Here is a 20,920-nt window from a genome sequence, read left to right as displayed (position 1 = left end):
TTTTCATTCTCTATCAAGATTATCTATTTTCCTCAAAGGCTGTTTTGTGCAGCTAGATCACTAAAAAGCGGATTGAGCCCGTCTAGCTCTGACAGAAAAAGTAGGTAAGAATTCAAAAAATTCTTACCTACTTTTTTCTATTTCTTCAAATGATAACTATATGTCGCAACCACAATATTTTCCCGCCAAGATAATCGTAGACGTAACCGTAAACTCGTCTGATTATGCAAGATATTTTGCCAGCGCCGATTAGGGACAAACTGCGGAATCAACACTGTTGTCGTGTAATTTCGTTTCGCTGAATTTTTACTTACCAAATCTACATAACGGAGAATTGGATTTGTGATCGAACGATAAGATGAATGAACGACAGAAAAACGAATATCAGGAAAATGTTGTTTAAATTCAGCTTCGATTTCCTTTTCTTTCTCGACATTTTCATCTAATGATACATGCATCGCAACAACATAATCACCGATCGAACGAGCATAATTTAAGGCTCCCACATTTGCTTGAGTGGCATTTCCTACTAAAACAATGACGGTATTACCATAAAATTCTTGCTGCTTCACCGTTTCTTCCAAACGCAGTTGTTCTGCGACGTTTTGGTAATGTGCGTGGATACTGTAAAAAACAAAAATCAAAACAGGCATAATAATAAAGAATGGCCAGATATCACCTAAACGATACATGAATAAAATAACGATGATCGCATAAGAAATGAAAGCTCCAACAATGTTAGCCACTGATTTTGACAACCATTTTTCAGTCTCTTTCCGCCATTTAAGTACCATCCCAGTCTGAGATAATGCAAATGGAATAAATACACCAATTGAATAGAGCGGAATCAATCGTTCGGTCGATCCTTGAAAGATCAATAACAATACAACAGAACCTGCTGCCAAGGTCAATATCCCATTTGAATAGCCTAATCGATCTCCACGATCCATATACATATGCGGCATAAATTTATCTTTTGCTAAGTTATATGCGAGCACTGGAAAAGCTGAAAATCCTGTATTTGCAGCAACAGCTAAAATCAACGCCGTTGTAAACTGCAATACATAATAAAGAATATTTTGACCGAAGACCGCTTTTCCGATTTGAGCCAACACAGTCACTTCAGTTTGCGGAACAATCCCATACCAATAGTTGATAAATGTGATTCCAACAAAGAAAAACCCCAAAATCACTGCCATCAAAGTTAACGTACCTGCCGCATTTTTTGCTCTAGGCTTTTTGAAAAAAGGAACTGCATTACTAATTGCTTCAACTCCTGTCAACGAAGACGAACCAGAAGAAAATGCTCGTAAAATCAAGGCAATCGTAATGCCTGGCACAATGGTTCCTGGTACTGCTGTTGCATGTAATGGTACGGCTCCTGTAACGATCTTAAATAAACCTGTCGCGATCAGCAATGTAATCACCGCAATAAAACTATACACAGGAAACATCAAAAAACTAGCCGACTCTCTTAATCCCCGCAGATTCATCAACATGATCAACAGAACAATCACGATCGAAATGGCTACCTGATGACCATACAACGCAGGGACTGCTGAAATAATCGCCTCAGCTCCTGCAGAAACCGAAACAGCCACTGTCAGCATATAATCAACCAACAACGAGCCGCCAGCCACTAACCCGGCATTCTTCCCTAAATTTTCACTGCTGACAACATACGCTCCGCCGCCATGAGGATACGCATGGATGATTTGCCGATAAGATAAGGTTAATGAAATAAGTAAAATAATAACAAAAGCAGCAATCGGTAACGAATACCATATAGCGGCAGCGGATAACGTAACGAGCACAACTACGATTTGTTCTGTGCCGTAAGCAATTGAAGACAATGCATCGGATGACAATAAGGCAAGCGCCGCAAATCGGCTCAGTTTATGCTCATCATTTTCAGTAGATTTTAACGGTTTTCCGATAAACAAGCGTTTTAAATAGTCCACTTTTTAATCTCCCCTTCTATAATTTTTTTCTGTTCTATTTTCAGAAAAAAGTATGTTTTTTTCGCAAACAATCACATATGCTACGCCTCTAACTTACGATTGTCAATTATTTACCTGTTAAACTATTTAAATATTTACCCCCTCCTCTTTATCCATTAAAGAAATTCTTAGACCGCAACTTTTCTTCATTTTAGCAAGATTAGCTTTTCAAAAAAAATATTTCGTCCTGCTTCTGTCTTCCAACAAAAAAAGATGTGATCGGAACATAACTCTTCGAGTCAGATCCTGATCACATGAAATCCGTATCAACGACCGAGCAAAAACAGCTTTGGCCCCAACATTTAATTATTCTACTGTTTGCCACGTACGATGTTCATCAAAATAATCAGCTTCTTTTTTCGCTTGCTCAACAACCTTTTCAGGATAATTCAAGACATGCAACAGCTGGATTGCATTCCTAGTAGTAGAAGGCCCTTCCCTCAAACAATAATCAAACGTCACACCACGTTCTTTCGTCACTTGTTCTTCAAAATGAACATTTGAGCATGATGCCTTTAAAATTTCTGTCAGCTCGATATCATGCGTTGCAACAAAAGCAAGCGATGGATAAGATTTTAGCCAATTGACTATACTGGATGAGGCTGATATTCGTTCGATTGTATTGGTTCCTTTGAGTATTTCGTCAATAAAACATAGGCAAGGAACGCCTGTTTCGACAAAGCCAGCACTCGTTTGACGGATTTAGTTTCAGCAACAAAATAGCTGTCCCCTTCGAAAATATTGTCTTCGACAGCCATCGAAGTTAAAATATGTCCGAATGGCAATTGAAACTTGGTTGCTAAAGCAGTGTGAATCGTTGTAGATAGAATACAGCTGATTGCTACACTCTTGACATAGGTTGACTTGCCTGAGGCATTAGAACCTGTTACAAGGGTATTTTTGGTCCAATTAACGTCATTTGGTACTGGCGTCGCTAATAAAGGATGATAGACTTCTTCTCCTTGTACTTGAATATCTTCAGAAAAAACGGGTTGACTAGTATCAGGCATTACTGTTCTAAAATTCAACACAGCAATGGCAACTTCCAATTCTCCAAGCAAACGCCACATTTCTTTGGCTTGATCTTCGTAGTTTTTTAACTTTTCCAAAACAAAATTATACGAAATAAACGGTAACATAAAAATCATTGCTAAATAATCGAACATCAACTCAGCATCACTGTTCGACTTCATTCTAAAAGAAACACCCAATTTTGTCATCGAAGCAAGCGGTTTGAGATTATTCGTTAACTCTTCTTGATAGGGTGTCTTTATTTTCGCTAATTTCTTTGCACAAGCGACTGTTTGGACTAAATATCCCATTGAAGCCAATTCACGCTGCAGCTTTTCCTTTTTTATCAGATAGTAGACAACATTGAATAAAATCGAGCCTAACAGCAGTAGCACTGGCAGTGTCGCTGGAAACACTACTAACAAAATCAGTGCAACAATTGGCAATATGCCTAACCCGAGATATAATTTAGTATTCGGCAGTTTTTGACTTCTTGTTTCGCTCAAATAACTTTCTACATGGTTGCTGTCTTTTTTGCCTAAACAAGCAAAGTGAAATTGGATCTCTTCCCTGATAGTAGGATTTTGTTTATAGTACTCAATCAATAGTTCCAAACGCTCATGACTTTTCTCGGAGAAATTAAAATTGCGTAGTCGTTGATACAAGGCCTCAGAGCCGACACTTGAATAGGTGGCGTTAATTCGTTCAAACAAAGCAAAACCATCTAGGTCATACCAAGTAATATCATCAATCTCACTATCATATGTTCGATACTCTTTCGCTTGTTTCCACGCTTCTTTTAAACTCTTTTCTTTATCAAAAAAACGAGCACTAGGAAAAGTTTCCCACTTACTTTTGACCATTGCTCTTAATTTTAAACGGTTATAGATTTCCATTGCCGTGATAATCAAAATAATTAGTCCGACAAAACCAAGGACAATCACTTGAGCCTCCATATAGCATCCCTCTTTTCAGTTTTAGTATATGGTTTTATCACTCTACATTCAAGAAAAAATTAGCGAACGGTTGATTTACGCTTTGAAAACAAAAAAAGTAACTAAAGAAGAGCAGTCACGCACTTCTTCAGTCACTTTGGTTTTACTGGCTGATTCTTTGTTATAAATGGTAATACTCCTGATTCATACTCTTAAACTGATCTAAATCCCACTCTTGTACGACTGGTTCTTCAGGCACACTCTGTTTTGAATAATTGATTTCTACCGGAGTATTCGTTGTCAGCATATGAGCAATTGTTTCATCTTGCATTCTTATTATATGTTTCAAACGGACTTTTTCTAACATCAACTCCGTAATTTCTTCTTGTTGTAACTCTTTTTTACTCAATAGACTTCGTAAAAATTGTTTATCTTTGACAATAACTAATGTTAAAACAACAATAACCACCACCAAAAAATATAAAACAAGCAGTAAGTTTTCATCCATCCTTTTAACTCCCCCTAACATTCAATACCTATGTTACCACGTTAGAGAGTTGTATTTTTTCATTTTTTTAGTTAAAACAGCTAGTTTATATATTTTTTTGAGAAACTTTTTCTATAATATATTTTTTATATCATTATATATATTTTTAAAGAAGATAATTATGGTCAAAGACTATTTCTACCATGTAGTCCCCAATGTTTCTATAGACTTGCTCTTGAATGCGAATCTTTAATTCTTGATCGGTTGCTTTAAAGTGATTGGGGACAACCAAATCAAATAAAATACGAGGCTTCTCACCATGGTCCACGAGACGAATATCGTGTCCTCTTAGTTCACTGTTGATTCCCTTGATGATTTTTTTAAGCTCTTGATGGATAAACTGTTGTCTTTGATCATGCAAGTTCACAGGATCAATATGGCAAACAAGATCCACACCTAATTTCTCCTTAAAATTCTTTTCAATTCCATCGATTGTTTCATGGGCTTGCGTTAAATCCCAGCGGTCGTCAATTTCAATGTGCACAGAAGCAAAAGTTTTATTGGGACCGTATTGATGAATCAGCAGATCATGATATCCTATAATCTCTGAAACAGATGACAAATATAACTTCATCTGATCAATCGCAGCTTGATCAGGTCGCAACCCCATCAGCTCATTCACAAATTCTCGAATCAGCTGCAAACCGCTAAAAATAATGTAACACGCAATCAACAGGCCGACAATCCCATCGATTTTTAATCCAGTCATTCCTTCAACTGTCGCTGATACTAAAACAGCAATCGTCGTAAACACATCATTTAAGCTATCCTTTGCTGTCGCAACAAGTGTATTAGAATCAATCTTTTTAGCTACACGCTGGTAAAAAACACTTTGCCAGACTTTGATCAAAATGGATAATAACAACACGATCAAGATCACAGGCGTCACCTTAATACTTTGTGGATCTTTGATTCGCTCAATCGAGGTCATAAAAAATTGAAACCCGACAAATGTAATCAATAATGAAACCAGCATTCCGCTAATATACTCAAAACGCTCGTGCCCATAAGGATGCTCTTCATCTGCTGGTTTCCCAGAAATATAAAAACCAACCAAGGTCAAAACTGACGATACTGTATCTGACAAATTATTCATTGCATCTGCCATGATTGACACACTGCCAGAGATCAGTCCAATCAATAATTTACTGACAAAAAGCAGCAGATTTGATACTAAGCCGACGATACCGGCAAAAATTCCAAATCCTGTCCGCATATCTGATTTTTTCTGTTGTCTTTTTTCAAAACGATCTATTAAAAAATTTATCATTTATAATCCCTACCTCGTTTTTTAGCATATCTTAAGACTATAAAATGATTTCATAGATTTGTATAGTAAAATGAGGCCTTTTTTAGTGACTTTTTATTGTTTAGAAAGACCCAAGTTGATTGATTGGGTTCATTTGTTTTTTTGTTAGGGATACCTTGAAAAACGACTACTAACGATCTTATTTTGCACCAAGAAAGAGTATAATCCTTCCGTTTATCTTCAGCACTATACAAAAAGACTGTGAAGAAATGTTGCATTTCTTCACAGTCTTTCAAAATCGCTCGTCTCATTATTGCTTAATGGAAAATATGACTCTCATGTGAGACCTTCGCTAATTTCTTCGTCTTTTCTTCGATATAAGGATATAAAAGAATCCCCAGTACACAAAAGACAATCGAAATACAGGTCAAGATGATGATTGCCTTCCAAGCATTCGGCCAGTAGATTCCGCCAGCGGATTCCCGCAGTAAATTCACCGCATGTGTAAACGGTAAAAATGGATTGATAAATTGGAAGAATTTACCAGAGACTTGGATCGGATAGTTTCCTCCACCACCGGAAATAGACAATACTAAGATAATAATCGCAGCACCTTTTCCGACATTGCCGAACAAGGCCACGAGTACATAGACCATCATCATAAAAGCAAAGGCGATCAATAAAGCAAATAAGACACTATAAAATGGTTGTCTTACATCCACGCCCAATAAGAAATAGTTCCCTAAAGTAACAATCAGCCCTTGAGCTAGTCCCATGACTAAGAATGTTAACATTCTTGCAGAAAATTGTTCTCGTTTAGAGTATTTGCCACGATCTTTTTCATCTAAGTGGAAATCAGTCGTCGCAACACTTGAAAATAATACTGCACCAACCCACAAACAAAGTGCCGTATAAAATGGTGTGCTAGCTGATCCGTTGTTGGCGATTGGATATATTTTATTTTCAGAAACTTCAACTGGCTTAGCAAAGAAGTCACTTTCTGCATTTGCGTCTAATTTAAGCAATTTTATCACTTGACCAAGATCAACATCCTTCTCACCTTTGCGGATCGCTTCAGCCGCTTTATGAAGTCCTGTTTTAATGTTGGGCCAGTCATTTTGAACTAAATCATTTGCTTTGTTTAAAGCATCTTCTAAATCCGGCATTTTTTCATTGACTGTTTTTAAGGTCCCAGTGATATTTTCTTTGATGCCTGGATAATCATTTTTAATAAAATCTGCGGCTAATCCTAGTTTTTCATCAATAATAGGTAATTCATTATTATAAAGCTCTGCACCTTTATTAATGCCATTTACAATCGTCTCCATATGACCGTTCAGTAAAACATTAGCATCATGGATTTCTTGTTTAATTGCTGGTAATTCTGCTTGGTATTTTTCTAAGATCCCAATCGCATTAGACACTGTTGCCTCGGTTGAGCTTAGTAACGAAGCAAAATCGATTTGCTTCGCTTGGTTAAGTAGTCCTTGAGCGGTTGCTATCGTATTGATTAGTTTAGTCAAAATATCATTCACGTCTGTTGCAACAGCATCAACATTGATACTTCCCGCAATTGACGCAATATTGTTGGCCATACTTTCAATTTCACCTAAAACAGCTCTTAGCTGATCGACTGAGATCGAGTCTGCATCAATACTATCTACTCGAGCTTTTAAACCACTAATCAAGGTACTAAGATTATTTAGGTTATCAATGATCGGTTGAAGCTCTTGATTACCTGATGAATTTTGAATATCGGTCAACATCACAGCTAATTGATCAATAGCAGCTTGTTGTTTACCTAGACTGTCGCTAAATTGCTGTAACAGTTGTTTTAACGCTACACGCTCTTCTGGTGTCAGCTCGTTGTCTGTTAGCAATTGATCGATTTGTCCTGCAATAGCTGATACATTTGAGCCAATCGTTTGAACAGACTCCAACGTTACTTTGATACTGCTTGTAATACTTGGCAGTGCTTCTTGTAATTTTGCTGCACCTTCACTTGTTGCAGTCGCTAATTGGTCTGCTTGGTTCCCAAGTTTTTCAATGTCTGGTAATGCTGTTTGAACTTGCTGAATAATCGTTAAGCCTTGTTTTGCTTCATCGATTCCCTCGGTCATCGTTTGTTCGACTGATGCAAAATCTTCATCGATCATCGCTAATTGTTTGCCAGCATTTTGGATTTCTGGAATCTTCTCCTGCAAGGTTAAAATAACTTTTGCCTGCTCCTTGATCGTCGGCATCTTGTCATTTAAATCAACTAGTTTTGCCCCTAAGGCATCAACTTGAGGTAAATAATCAACAAATTCATTCGCCTTTGCTAATTTCGTTTTCAATTCTGGCATTTTACCATGTAGCGCAACAACCTCTTGCGTATACTTATCGATTTGGTCAATATTCTCATCTGTTGAAAGAATCATGTCTTTGACTTTGGTAATGCTAACTAGATTAGAATCTAAATTATAGCCAATGTCATTAAAAACACCAACTAATGTACTACTTGCGGTCTTAGTAAATTCATCTGTGATTTGCGCTTGCAAAGAAGATGCACCTTTTTCCGCAATCTTTGGTGCAATCGCATTGATTTTCTCATTGATTGAATAGTCTATTTTAGGCTTGGTGATTTCTCCTGTCGTGAAACTTAATAAGTCTTTAGAGAAATCTTTAGGCAAATAAATACCGGCATAGTATTTACCAGATCGTACCCCTTTGTCTAATTCTTGTTTAGAGTCGACAAACCGCCACCCCAATTGCTTGTTTTCATGGAGATTTTTCAAAACTTCCTCACCAATATTAACTTTTTTGTCTTTGAAAGTCGCTGCTTGATCATCGCTATAGACCGCAATCGGCAGCTCTCCTGTATTCGCATATGGATCCCACAAAGCTTTGATATTGAACCATGCATAAAGTGATGGAATAATCATCAGTGCAATAATCAAAAATGTTGCGATTGGGTTTTTAAAAATGCGTTGCCAATCTAATTTAAATAACTTCAATGTATTTTTTATATGTTTCATCCTGCTCACCCACTCTTTTTAATGACTGATATACTTTAGCATAATTTTTTTATCAATAACAAATGAAAAATGCTTTTTTTGTCTATTTCTGCGACAGGTCTCTTAAACTGTCGTAGAGATTTTCTTTTAGTTTCGCTATCTAGCTATATAACTGATTTTTTTCAATTTTAATTTGCTACTTTCCAGCACCTAAAAAAAGACAAACTCATCCAATTGAATCAGCTTGTCTTGAATTTTTGCTTATAGTTTTGCTGAAAACTCTGATACTACTTTTTTTACTTCATTTACTGAATCAGGATCTAAATAAGAAAGCGCTCTAGGAACCACACTCATAAGATACATCTTATCGAGTTTATTCGTTGATTTTCTTTCCATCAATTCTGCCAGCAAATGTTTCATGTCTTCTTGATGATCCGACTTTGTTCGATCCATTATAAAGTCATAAAACTTCTTTTCTTCTGCTTTCATCAGCGATGCCTCCTAGAATTTTATTCTATTATAAGCTTAAATAACAATAAGTTGTAGTATTTTGCTTTTTATCCAAAAAAATGAATATTTATAAAAAAATAAAGCTTCGTTTCACTGCGTTTAATTCTATTTAAACATTCTCCGTTTAGACATACGTCGTCTTTCTTTAAAGCAAAAGATTGTTGTGCACTTTTAGGTCACTGAAACATCCATCAGGTTCCAAACAAGACTGCTCGATGTTTCTCTTCAGTTATGCTTTATACTTTCCTATCAAAAATTCATAAGCTGCTCGACTAATGATTCCCATCGGCTGATTGATCCCTGGATTAAAATAGAAATCCATCGTGACTAATTCTTCTAGGGTTGTTTCTTTGTCAATCGCTAAAGATAACGTGTTGATTGATTGTGTAATATCTTTTTCTGACATCAATTGACCGCCGATCAGCTTATGCGTTCCTTTTTCAAAAACCATCTTAATATGTACTTCTTCTTGAAGTTCAAGATAAGGTAATTGACATGGTAATGTTAAAAAGATGCTTTCAACTTCAAGTCCTTCAAATTTTGCTTCTACTGCAGTTAAGCCAGTACTAGCAACATAGTTATTGAAAATTTTAGTGGCTGTTGTTTTTTGTGTCATATTGTATTTTAGCGTATGCCCTAATACATTCATAGCAGCGACTGTTGCACTCCTGACCACATTGTTCACTAAAGGAATAAATGACTTGCGGTAACTGTTGCGCACAGGATATGAAATAACATCACCCAAGGCATAAATATCGGCATCACTGGTCTGCATATATTCATTGACCCGAACTGTTCCATTGGTATTCAAATCTAAAAAATCTTTGACTAATGTGGTATCTGGTCGAGCGTTCACAGCTACAATCACATAATCATTTTTGATTTCTTCATTCGTTGTTTTTGTAGTAAATAGCTCTTCCTCTGTGTCTGAAAAACCAATTACACTTTCGCCTAAATGAAGCTTCACTCCAGAGTCTATAATCTTTTGCTTGATCAGTGAGGAAATTTCGTTATCTAGATAACGAAAAAGAACAGAGTCTGCACTTTCGATCAGGTTGATTTCCTTGCCTTGACCTCTTAAGGCATCGCACAATTCTACTCCGATATATCCGCCTCCAATAATCGAAACAGCTTGGGCTTTTTCCAATTTTTCCAATACTTCTACAGAACTGAGATAACTTTTAAAAACCGTTACTTTATCTTTACTTGGCAATGTTAGATTTGTTGAAAATTGATTTGAACCTGTTGCAAGGATCAATTTATCATAGTTTACTTCATATGTTTTTTTTGAAGTATCTTCATAGATAATCGTTTTTTGCTCTGGATTGATTGTAGTAACTGCTGTATTAAGCAAAACCTCTATGTTTTTGCTAGCCAATTCTTCTAAGGTAAGATACCTCACTTTGTCTAATTCATCGACTAATTGATTCATTCTCAATACTATCCCGCTTGAAACGAAGCTGATTTCACTTCTTTTTTCAATTAGCACAACCTCAGTTTGAGAATTCAATTTTTTTAATGTTAATGCGGCTTGAAGCCCTCCATGTGAGGCCCCGATAATGACTACTTTCACTAAGGTTCGTTCTCCCTTCACTCAACTAAAGCATCGTTATAATTACATAAACACAAAATAAAAATAACATTCAATTCCATTATATATAAAATTTCGCTTTTTTTAAATAATAATAACTAGTAAATTTCTTTTTATAAGTTGCGTATTGCCATTTTCATGTGAATCAAGTATCCTTAAAGTGAGGTGTCTATTATGCTAAAACGAGATTTTTTAGAGAAGCCCTTCGATTATATGAATGATATACTATTATTTTTATACAACAATCAAGGCAATGCGACAAAAAACGAGCTAGTCAGTGAATTTCAAATTAGCTTGCCAACATTAAATGAATATTTGTCTTTCTTACAAAGTTTTCTTGAAGAAAACCATGTAAATGAACAAGTAGAAATAACCTTACAAGGTGAAAATATCTCTTTGAAGAAACACCCAACTTTTCCATTAAAGAAAGTTGTGGTCCTTTTTCTAGAAAAATCAATTAAGTTCCAAATGGTCAATCAGTTATTTACTAAAGGTGAATTGACTTGTGATTATTTCCAGTTGAATTACGCCATCAGTTCTGCGACTTATTATCGTAAAATTACTGAGCTTAATGACCTTTTAAAAGAGTTTCGCTTACAAATCAAACGAGGAAAACTTATTGGAGAAGAAAAACAGATCCGTTATTTTTTCTTTAGTTTCTTTTGGTTTCTTTTTGAAGATAAAACAAGCTTGGAAAAAGAAACTGCCAATCAATATCTTGGTTTTGTGGATATTTTAAAGGATTCTCTTAATTTAGTTTTTGATCCGACTGAGGTGTTGCAGATAAAATTATGGATGAAAATATCCTTCCGGCGACTGACCAGTGAATATAATCCAGTCATCAGTCCTAACTATGATTATCCAGATCGTCCTTTGTTTGAAGAAATCAATTTAGCCTTACATACATATATGAAAAAAATCGACCGTCCATATACTATTTATGAAGCTTATATGTTTTATGACTTTTTTTGTTCTATGCATAATTTTTCGCCTAACTCTTCCTTTGCTTTTAGATTGGCTGAAAAACAGCGTAGAGAAAGTTCTTACTTAAATTATATGAATAAAGTTATCTTAAAGTACCTAAAGCACCAAGGCTATCTCTCGAGTTATGCTTCATCGGCTAGATTGCTTTACATTGAAAATCTGTTGTTCCAGCTTCATTCACAACTCTATTATTTCGATGGTTTCATCTTGCCTTTTGACAGCTGGACCATACGATCGATTGTCAATGCGCATCGACATCCATTTTCGGGTAATGAAGTTTTTGAATTAATGGATATTGCTACTAAAAAATTTGATCAAGATGGCGACAAGGGAAGTTATAAAAATAAATTTACTGAGATTCACTATACAATCATCCTAAATCATATTGCTGAATTAAATGAAGAAAAAATTGCAATCGGTGTTTACCATTCACTAAATCCTTCTATCGGTGAATTAGTTATCCAACATTTAACGAATGTTTTAGGTCATAAATATCCGATCAAAGCAGAAGCATTCAAAGAAGACAGTCATTATGATATCTTGCTTTCCAATATCTTCAATGAGACAATCTCTGAAAAACAAGAATTAGTCTACATTTTTTCTGACATTGGTAACAGCTATGATATGACTGAGGTCGAAAAACTGATTATTCAGCTGATCGATACAAAATAAATAGCCTTTGTGATATGTGCTACTATCTGAAATTATAACAGAGAACCTCCTCTTGATGTTCTCTGTTTTCTTTGTGTCTAGTAAATTTAATGAGAATAGTAATAATGAGATCAATAAAATATCAATAATTTTATTTATACTCGTTTTTTTATTTATTATAAATAATAATAAATAAAAAAACGATAAAAATTTATCGTTTTTATTTTATCCAACCAATATTGTTAAACGGCGCAAACCTGAAAGAAACAACACCTTCGATCGCCTGACCATCTACTAAACCGAAAGCTCTACTGTCGCTGGAATTATTTCGGTTGTCCCCTAGCACAAAATAATGTCCTTTAGGAATTTTTTTCAATTGTGACATTTGAGCCAAACTATCCTCGGATACATTTACTTTGATCGTTCCATCCGGCAATTCATTTGCAGCAGATAATTCTGAAACTTTCGGTAAAGCTTCCGCTTGATGATTAATAAATAAGTCACTGCCTTCGGTCCAAACTAAATCTCCTGGCATCCCGATAATTCGTTTTACATATTGAAAATCACTTTTTACAGGTGGCTTAAATGTGATGACCTCATATCTTTTTGGCTCTTTCGTACGACGGACAATGACCCGGTCACCATTTAAAAGTGTTGGTTTCATTGAATCGCCATCGACCATATGAGGAGAAGTATTTAAAATAAAGAAAAAAACAAAGACTGCAAATAATAGGACTGGCAGCATAAATTTAACGATCTCAACAATGTTTTCTTTTCTTTTTTTTCTTTTTCTTTTCTCAAACTCTTCTTTCGTTAATTTCTTCTTTTTTCTCTTTTTATTAGTTGGTGGTACTTTTCTGAACTGTTCTTCTTTTGTTTTTGGCCTATTTCTTGGCTCTTCTCTAGCGGGTTCAATTCGTTCTCTTGATTGAGGTCGTTTCTTTTGAACTCCTGATGGCGGACGTCTTCTATTCGTATTTTTGCGTTTATTTTTTGATTTATTGTTTGTACTGAATTTCCTTTTTAATTGTCGTTTTAGTGTTTCAAAACGCTCTCTTATTTCATCCATAATACACCTCATTATACCGATTAATGCTCTTCTTTAAGAATAACAGACTGCTGTGTATTTTTCCATATAAAAGAAAAGCCAACTAAATAGGCGAAAAGCTATCTAGCGTCTTGTGCCGGATTATCAATAAAATCTTCTTTGCCTCTTTAGTTTCCGCATCCTTTTTAACACAGCGTTCTCTTCTAATGAAAAAAGTGAGCAAAACAAAACTTTTAGCGTTTTGCTTTGCTCACCTAAAATCCACTCTGTGACTTCTCACTACCTAAATAAATACTCACTAACGATCGAAGACTAATTCCTGTCCTTCAACAATCACGCTACTACTAAGCTGATTTTTATTCATTAATGTTTGGACTGATAAGCCGGAATCCTGAGCAATCTCCCATAATGTCTGGCCATCTTTTACAACGTAGACTTCTTTAGGGGGTTCATTCGCTTTGCTTTCAGTTTCGGTAGCAGTGCTCTGTGCGGTTGCTTCCTCTGTAGTTTGTTCTACTTCCGGAGCTACTGGAGCTGATTCAGGCATAACAGCCGTTGTGTCTGCATTTACTGGTGCAGTTTCGGTTCCACCTACTGATGCCCCTAATACAACCGAATCAGACATAAAGTAAATAGCAGTACTAAACAATATTGTAGAAAAAACCAACGGTATCAGATGTTTTTCTTTGATGCGTTTTTTCATATTGTTCTTCCCTTCATTCGTTTTATGATCGTTTACTTTCCAGTTTTATCTAAACGTGATAATTTACTCAAACGTTCTTCTAGCTCGCGGTAAATCGTCATGATTTCATTTTTGGACTCTTCTACTTCATTCGAAATGTTTTTCGCACGGTTTCCAATGTTTAGCATTTCAAGTTCAGCTGAGTTAACCATGTGTTTTGCTTCAACTTGTGCTTCACTGATAATACGATTGGCTTCTTTCTTAGCAGAAACCATTACTTCACCGATCTCTTGTTGTGATTTCAATGCTTCTTCTTGTAACGATTGATTTTTCAACAATAGGTCATTGATTTGTTGTTTTGCTTGTAATAGTTCAGCTAATTGATTGCCTGTGGCTTCACCTGTTGCAGACATACTACGCATTGTTTCTAGTTCGGCATTTAAGGTTTCTAATTCTTCTTCTTTTTCTTTATAGATACTTCTTAAGCCAGCTAATTCAGATTCAAACACATTTTTTTGAATAGAGTACTTATCATTTAAGCCTTGGATACGTCCAAGGTTTGTTTCTAATTCACTCTTATCTTTTAGAACTGATTCTAATTCTTTTTTCAGTTCTTCAACACGGCTGTTATCAACTGAAGCATCACTACTTGTTGCTAAAGTGACTTCTTGTTCTTTCAGCTCTTGGTTTTCTTGTTGTAAGCGGTGCATTTGTTCTTGAAGATCAGCAAGTTTTTGTGTTAATTCTTGATTTTCTTTATCAGTTGTTTGAAGTTTTTCATTCAATGATTCTAATTCCATCTTCACCGTCTCCAATGCTTCTTGTTTTTCTCCGATTGTTCCTCGGGCTGCTAGATCAGCTTTTAACTGTTGTACTTCTTTTTCTTTTTCAAGAATTTGTGTTTCCAATGCTTTATCTTTTTCAATAAGTGCAGTTTCTAGATAAGCGATCTGTTCTTGTCCGCTCACGTTTTCTTTTTTCAATTCTTCGATCTGTACCTTCAAGCGATTGATTTCCTCTGAAGAATCAGCTGCTTCAGTTGCTTCTTCTAGTTCAAAGACTTCTGTTTCTTTTTGATTTAGTTGTGTTGCTAGATCATCGTTTTTCTCTTTCAATCGTTCAAGTTCATCTTGATTGCTTTCAACCTTGATTACTAATTGTTTGTTTTGTTGAGATAAACGGAAATTTTCTTCTTTGTTTTGTTCAAATTCAGATTCTTGCATTCTGTATTCTTCAATCAGTTCTCTTAAGCGTGTAATCTCTTGTTCTTGTTCAGCTAGTAAGCTGCTATTATTTGCTGTTGTCACTGCAACAGGCTGTTGTTCATCATCTGAATTGAAATCTACGTCTTGTGTTAATTCTTCTTCAGATACTTCATTTATTTTTTTGATTAGCCGTCTCTTTGCCATGCGCTTTTACACCCCGTCTTTTAGTTCTTTCCTACTCTATTTGTTTAGTTCTACTTTTTCTAAGTTACTGTCTTTCGATGCTCTTGTATAAACAATCGATTTTTTAGAAAGTTTGTTGGTTTTATCTCGATATGTAAAGTTAAAATCGATCATTGTGATTTCTTTTACAGATTGTAACTCTTTGAGAAAGGTCTCAATATTTTTTTCAGCTGTTTGGAAATCATTAAATGTCAACGCTGTTGGAAAAACTGAAACTGTCACTGTTTCCGTTTTTTGACTGATCATAATCGCTACATTCGCTTCTCCAAAAAAGGGCTGCCAATCTCTTATAAGTTGAAGTTCATAGTTGTCTAATGCTTGAGCATCTCGGCTTTCTACGACTTTTTTCCAAGGGAATTCAGTCAATTTCAATGCATTTTCTTTGTAGCTCTCAATTTCAGCACCAGAAGCTCCGCCTCTGGCATCCTTGATTTCTTCTATCTTCAATTCTAAATCCTTATTATCTTTTCTCAAAGTATCTTGATTGTACAATACCCCAAACAATATTAAGCAAAAAATAATTGCTGCAATCATCAAAAATAATAATGATCGGTTGTTCTCTTGATACTTATAAAAATTGATCTTACGTTTCATCTTTGGACTATCAGAATCTAAGCTCTCCAATTGGAAGCGAACATACAGCTGATAGCTGAAAAAAAGAAACAACAATACTACTAACACGAACATGAAAATCGTCATCAAATATAAACTCCTTTATCCCTTAATAAAAAAACACTAAATATATCTATTTTTTGAAAGTTATCCACTTTCCACCCAATTATACATAGTTTATTGTAACATTACGTTGCGTTATTGCCAACTTTTTTTTATAAACTCATGAAAAAGTCAATAAAAACAGCAGGGCGCTTGATAAATTTTAGCATTTTTTTATTATTTGAATCGAGTAAAATCATTTATATTTAGTTGTTTCTCCTATCTTTGTGCTTGATATCAGTATTTTAGCGTCTGTTGACTAAATAATGAAAAATAACAATATAAGTAAGTAACAATGTGACTACACGTATAATTTCATTGTCTCAGGCATCTTTTTTGGCATTGCTGACAAAAATCGACTATGTCTTATGTTCTTTCATTAATACCCGATACTTTCAATGATATGTACCAAGATTTTCTTCTTCTAGTTCTGCTTCATGAATTCCCACGCTAACTCCTAAAGCCCGGTCGACAGAATCCATGATTTCTATCCCTAAATGACAAACTTTTTCTTTTAATCGTATTTTATCAATGGTGCGGATCTGCTCTAATAAAATGACAGAATCACGCTCGATTCCAGTTTCTTCAGAATTGATCCCTATATGTGTCGGTAATTTTGGTTTAGCCATTTTTGCTGTAATCGCCGCTACGATAATCGTCGGACTAAAATGATTTCCTAAATTATTTTGTATGACTAGTACTGGACGTACTCCCCCTTGTTCTGATCCTACAACAGGGGATAAGTCTGCAAAATATATGTCACCCCTTTTGACCATTTGAAACCTCCTATTCTATTTATACTCTCTTGGCATACGTTCAGAAAACGTACATGCTACTTCATAATGGATCGTCTCTAATTGATCTGCCACCATCTGCATTGTGATATTTGCCCCATGATCGTGTCCAATCAGAGTGACTTTTGTACCCACTGTCATTTTTTCTGGTAAGCGAATCATGCATTGGTCCATACAAATTCTTCCGATAATTTCACACTCTTTACCATTTACTAAAACTGAAAAACCTTGTAAGTGGCGCAACCAACCATCTGCATACCCTATTGGGACAGTACCAACCCATTCATTTTTAGTTGTCGTATAAGTATTTCCATAACCAATTCCTTCCCCTGTGGAAAGTTCTTTGACCTGAATCAATTGGGATACCAAACTAAGCGCAGGTTTCAAGGGATATACCTCTGGTAACGCTTGCCCCGATGGATTCAAGCCATACATCGCTATACCAAACCGAATCATATTCCCCACATTATCAGGATGCCAAAGCGCTGTTGCACTATTACTGACATGAACGTATTTAGGCAACTCAAAAAGTACTGCTAAGACTTCCTTAAAACGCTGCGCTTGTTTTTCAAAATAGTTTGTATCTTTTTCATCAGCTGTCGCAAAATGAGTGAATACCCCTTCCCAAAAGAGTGACTTCGTTGATTGTACCAATTCAACGATTTGTTTTACAGCGCTCGGTGTCGTAAAACCAATGCGTCCCATACCTGTATCGACTTTTATATGTATTTTCAATGGTGTTTGTCTCTCTATATGATTCAACTGCTCAATTGCTTGTTCCAGCCATTCTTGAGTCGCCACTGTGACAGATAGATCGTATTTCAGCAGCAAGTCTATGTAAGAAACATCCACAACACTCAAAATGAGTATTGGCTCTGTAATGCCGGCTTCACGTAGTTCTATTGCTTCATCTAAGATTGCTACACAAAACCCGGTAGCGCCCCCCTTAATGGCTGCCTTAGCCGTTTGAATAGCTCCATGCCCATAGCCATTTGCTTTAACTACCGCAAATAATTCCGTTCCCTGCGGCATTCGTTTGACCTCACTGTAAACATTGTCTTTAATTGCCTGTGTATCGATCACTAATTTTGTGGGACGATGCCATCCTACTGCCATATGTATTGTATCCTTCTTTCTTTTATGATCGAAACGGAAATCCTTCAGCTATCGCAGTTCACTTGTCACATCGTAAAAATTCCAGTGAACGCTGAACTATAGCTTTCGTTCCAACCTTTATTCCGTAAATTTTTAATCAACTTCTAAAATGATTTGAGCGACCGCAAAAGTATCCGTGTGTGAAATTGAAACAAATACCGTTCCTTCATGGGGAGACTTTGTCACTTTAGGCGCTCCGTTATCTTCTTTTAAGATTTCGATATCCTGTAATCCCACACTTCCGATTCCAGTGCCCCACGCCTTAGAGAATGCTTCTTTACAGGCAAAACGCCCTGCTAAAAACTCAACTTGACGTTTATGCGGTAATTGTTGAAAGAGGACATATTCATCATTGGTGAGAACTCGTTGTACAAAAGAAGACTTGTTATTGATAATTTTTTCGATTCTTGAAAGTTCTACCATGTCTATACCAATTCCTTTGATCATTCTTCCAAGTCCTCTCCTTTATTTTATAAATTACTCTTATTCTATCAAATTTTAACAATTTTTCCACATAATAATGTAAAAATTAATAAAAAGCTGCAAGAGCTCATCCAATCTCAAGTAAAAATAGGAAAAATTGACCGTGGTGCTTTTGGACTCGTTCCATTTTCACCTTTTTTCCGAAGGGCTAGCTCTTGAAGCTGGATTAAACAAAATAAACAAAAGAGGGTAAAGCAAAGCCTGCAAGCTCTGTTTTACCCTCTTAAAATTCAATAAATAGTTAAACCGAAGCGAGCTTCTGCTTATTTCTACTTTTTACGAATTTATTAATTTGAGTTGTCTCTGATAACAAAGCTACGTTTTTTATCGTTATGACGTTTTGCTGAACGATTGTCTTTGCTCTTGTTGTAGCCGCCGCCGTTTCCACTGCCGCCAGCTCCAGTACCTTTGTTATTTTTGTTGCCACGGTAACCGCCACCGCCAGTTTTATTACGGTTACGGCTATTACCACCGCCACCGCTGCGATTGTTTTTATTGAAGCCTTTTTTATTTGATGGTAATGGACGTTCTGGTGTAATTTTTACTGGGACAGCATCTGATGGGTCTTTAGAAATAGTTTTTAGTAATAATGCTGCTAAATCTTCAGCAGAATATTTTTCTAAAAGATCTTTCGCAGCAGGTAAGTAGTTTTCTAGTCCATTTTCTGCCATTTTTTCTTCAACCGTTTCGATTGCTGCACCTAGTTGTCCTTTAAAAGCTTCTTGTTCATTTGGTGGACGTAATGGTGTCATACGTTTTTTCGTTAATTCTTCGATAACATGCAAGTAGCCCATTTCGTTTGGTGTCACGAAAGTAACGGACATTCCGCCTTTTCCAGCACGACCAGTCCGACCGATACGGTGAACATAGCTTTCTGGATCTTGAGGGATATCGTAGTTATAAACATGTGTTACACCTGAGATATCTAACCCACGAGCTGCAACGTCTGTCGCTACTAAGATATCTAAGTTGCCACTCTTGAATGAACGTAAAACGCTCATACGTTTTTGTTGAGACAAGTCTCCGTGAATGCCTTCAGCTTTGTATCCACGAGCTTCTAAACCACGAGCTAATTCGTCTACACGACGTTTTGTACGACCAAATACGATTGTCAATTCTGGTGTTTGAACGTCTAATAAGCGCGTCATTACATCGAATTTTTCAAAGTCTTTTGAACGTACATAGTATTGATCAATTAAATCAGCTGTCATTTCTTTTGCTTTGATCTTCACGTGTTCTGGTTCTTTCATGAATTTCACGCCAATATTTTTGATTGCTGGCGGCATTGTTGCTGAAAATAGCAATGTTTGACGAGTTGACGGGATTTTAGAGATAATTTTTTCAATATCTTCTAAGAAGCCCATGTTTAACATTTCGTCTGCTTCATCTAAAACTAACGTTTCGATTGTATCTAGTTTTAGCGTGCGACGATTGATGTGATCCAATAAACGTCCAGGTGTTCCGACAACGACATGTGGGTTTTCTTTTAGTCCACGGATTTGACGGCCAATATCTGCTCCGCCATAAACTGCTTGAACGCGGATTTTTTTATCGCGGCCTAAACGGTATAATTCTTCTTGTGTTTGAATCGCTAACTCACGAGTTGGCGCAATCACGATTCCTTGCAACATACGTTTTGATGTATCGATTTTTTGTAACATTGGAAGACCAAAGGCAGCTGTTTTACCAGTTCCGGTTTGTGCTTGTCCAATTACGTCTTTTCCTTGTAATGCTAGAGGGATTGTTTCCTCCTGAATCGGTGTTGCTTCTTCAAATCCTGAGCGCTCGATTGCTGCCAATAAGTCTGGTTCTAAGCCTAGTTCTTTAAATTTCAAATGATATCCTCCTAAATAGTGTTTGTTGCAGAAGAAATAGATTCTCCTAAAAATGGTGTTACAGGTGATTTGACTTTCACTAATTTTGAAAATGTTTTATGGAGTCAGTAAACCTTCTACATAGGTTTAGTTTATTTTCTCATTAGTGTTACCGAAAAATCCACCTTATGAAGCTACAGGCACTAGAAAAGCCAAACGAGTTCGTTTAGCTTTTTTAATCTTTATATGATAGAAAAGTATCTTCAATAGGTACTTTCGATTTATCTACTTCGATCTTTCGGCAATAG

General features: G+C 36.0%; 15 protein-coding genes and 1 pseudogene. 1 reads left to right on the top strand and 15 read right to left on the bottom strand.

What is annotated here, in order from left to right; genetic code table 11:
- Positions 1-137: 137 nt before the first annotated feature.
- From RV15_RS08640 to RV15_RS08605, 7 genes and pseudogenes are all read right to left on the bottom strand, one after another.
- Positions 138-1,961, bottom strand: coding sequence for an APC family permease (locus RV15_RS08640; protein ID WP_071877657.1), 1,824 nt, complete (start codon positions 1,959-1,961; stop codon positions 138-140).
- Between the two features lie 345 nt (positions 1,962-2,306).
- A pseudogene (locus RV15_RS19060) lies at positions 2,307-3,967 on the bottom strand (MutS-related protein).
- A gap of 160 nt (positions 3,968-4,127) precedes the next feature.
- Positions 4,128-4,454: a hypothetical protein gene (locus tag RV15_RS08630; protein ID WP_071877656.1), complete on the bottom strand. Its 327-nt coding sequence runs from the start codon at positions 4,452-4,454 to the stop codon at positions 4,128-4,130.
- A gap of 145 nt (positions 4,455-4,599) precedes the next feature.
- The gene (locus tag RV15_RS08625; protein WP_071877655.1) at positions 4,600-5,763 is read right to left on the bottom strand and encodes a cation diffusion facilitator family transporter; all 1,164 of its coding nucleotides are present in this window, start codon (positions 5,761-5,763) and stop codon (positions 4,600-4,602) included.
- A gap of 296 nt (positions 5,764-6,059) precedes the next feature.
- Positions 6,060-8,759 carry a YhgE/Pip domain-containing protein gene (locus RV15_RS08615; protein ID WP_071877653.1) on the bottom strand — a complete coding sequence of 900 codons (2,700 nt, stop codon included), beginning with the start codon at positions 8,757-8,759 and terminating at the stop codon, positions 6,060-6,062.
- A gap of 240 nt (positions 8,760-8,999) precedes the next feature.
- Positions 9,000-9,227 (bottom strand): hypothetical protein, encoded by a 228-nt coding sequence (locus RV15_RS08610; protein WP_071877652.1) that lies wholly within the window; start codon positions 9,225-9,227, stop codon positions 9,000-9,002.
- A 250-nt stretch (positions 9,228-9,477) separates the two neighbouring features.
- Complete coding sequence (locus RV15_RS08605) at positions 9,478-10,821, bottom strand: FAD-dependent oxidoreductase (protein ID WP_071877651.1); 1,344 nt, start codon at positions 10,819-10,821, stop codon at positions 9,478-9,480.
- A 192-nt stretch (positions 10,822-11,013) separates the two neighbouring features.
- Here RV15_RS08605 and RV15_RS08600 point away from each other — a divergent pair, with 192 nt between their 5' ends.
- Positions 11,014-12,495, top strand: coding sequence for an AcpB/EbpR/MafR family transcriptional regulator (locus RV15_RS08600; RefSeq protein WP_071877650.1), 1,482 nt, complete (start codon positions 11,014-11,016; stop codon positions 12,493-12,495).
- A 199-nt stretch (positions 12,496-12,694) separates the two neighbouring features.
- Here RV15_RS08600 and lepB read toward each other — a convergent pair whose 3' ends face one another.
- From lepB to cshA, 8 genes are all read right to left on the bottom strand, one after another.
- Positions 12,695-13,543, bottom strand: coding sequence for a signal peptidase I (lepB, locus tag RV15_RS08595; protein ID WP_083429138.1), 849 nt, complete (start codon positions 13,541-13,543; stop codon positions 12,695-12,697).
- Positions 13,544-13,820: 277 nt separating this feature from the next.
- Positions 13,821-14,225 carry a LysM peptidoglycan-binding domain-containing protein gene (locus RV15_RS08590; protein ID WP_071877649.1) on the bottom strand — a complete coding sequence of 135 codons (405 nt, stop codon included), beginning with the start codon at positions 14,223-14,225 and terminating at the stop codon, positions 13,821-13,823.
- A 32-nt stretch (positions 14,226-14,257) separates the two neighbouring features.
- On the bottom strand, positions 14,258-15,613 hold the full coding sequence (locus RV15_RS08585) for a hypothetical protein (RefSeq protein ID WP_071877648.1): 1,356 nt from the start codon (positions 15,611-15,613) through the stop codon (positions 14,258-14,260).
- A gap of 36 nt (positions 15,614-15,649) precedes the next feature.
- Entirely contained in the window at positions 15,650-16,351 is a 702-nt protein-coding gene (locus tag RV15_RS08580; RefSeq protein ID WP_071877647.1) for a hypothetical protein, read from the bottom strand.
- Positions 16,352-16,761: 410 nt separating this feature from the next.
- Positions 16,762-17,142 carry a type II toxin-antitoxin system PemK/MazF family toxin gene (locus tag RV15_RS08575; RefSeq protein WP_071877646.1) on the bottom strand — a complete coding sequence of 127 codons (381 nt, stop codon included), beginning with the start codon at positions 17,140-17,142 and terminating at the stop codon, positions 16,762-16,764.
- Between the two features lie 15 nt (positions 17,143-17,157).
- On the bottom strand, positions 17,158-18,276 hold the full coding sequence (gene alr / locus RV15_RS08570; RefSeq protein WP_071877645.1) for an alanine racemase: 1,119 nt from the start codon (positions 18,274-18,276) through the stop codon (positions 17,158-17,160).
- Between the two features lie 132 nt (positions 18,277-18,408).
- Complete coding sequence (gene acpS, locus RV15_RS08565; RefSeq protein WP_071877644.1) at positions 18,409-18,762, bottom strand: holo-ACP synthase; 354 nt, start codon at positions 18,760-18,762, stop codon at positions 18,409-18,411.
- Positions 18,763-19,085: 323 nt separating this feature from the next.
- Complete coding sequence (cshA, locus tag RV15_RS08560) at positions 19,086-20,633, bottom strand: degradosome RNA helicase CshA (RefSeq protein WP_071877643.1); 1,548 nt, start codon at positions 20,631-20,633, stop codon at positions 19,086-19,088.
- Positions 20,634-20,920 lie beyond the last annotated feature (287 nt).

Origin of the sequence: Enterococcus silesiacus (genome assembly GCF_001886225.1) — a bacterium.
Classification (GTDB): Bacteria; Bacillota; Bacilli; order Lactobacillales; family Enterococcaceae; genus Enterococcus_L; species Enterococcus_L silesiacus.
Note: the sequence above shows the minus strand (reverse complement) of the source record. Positions and strands in the feature narration are given on the sequence as shown.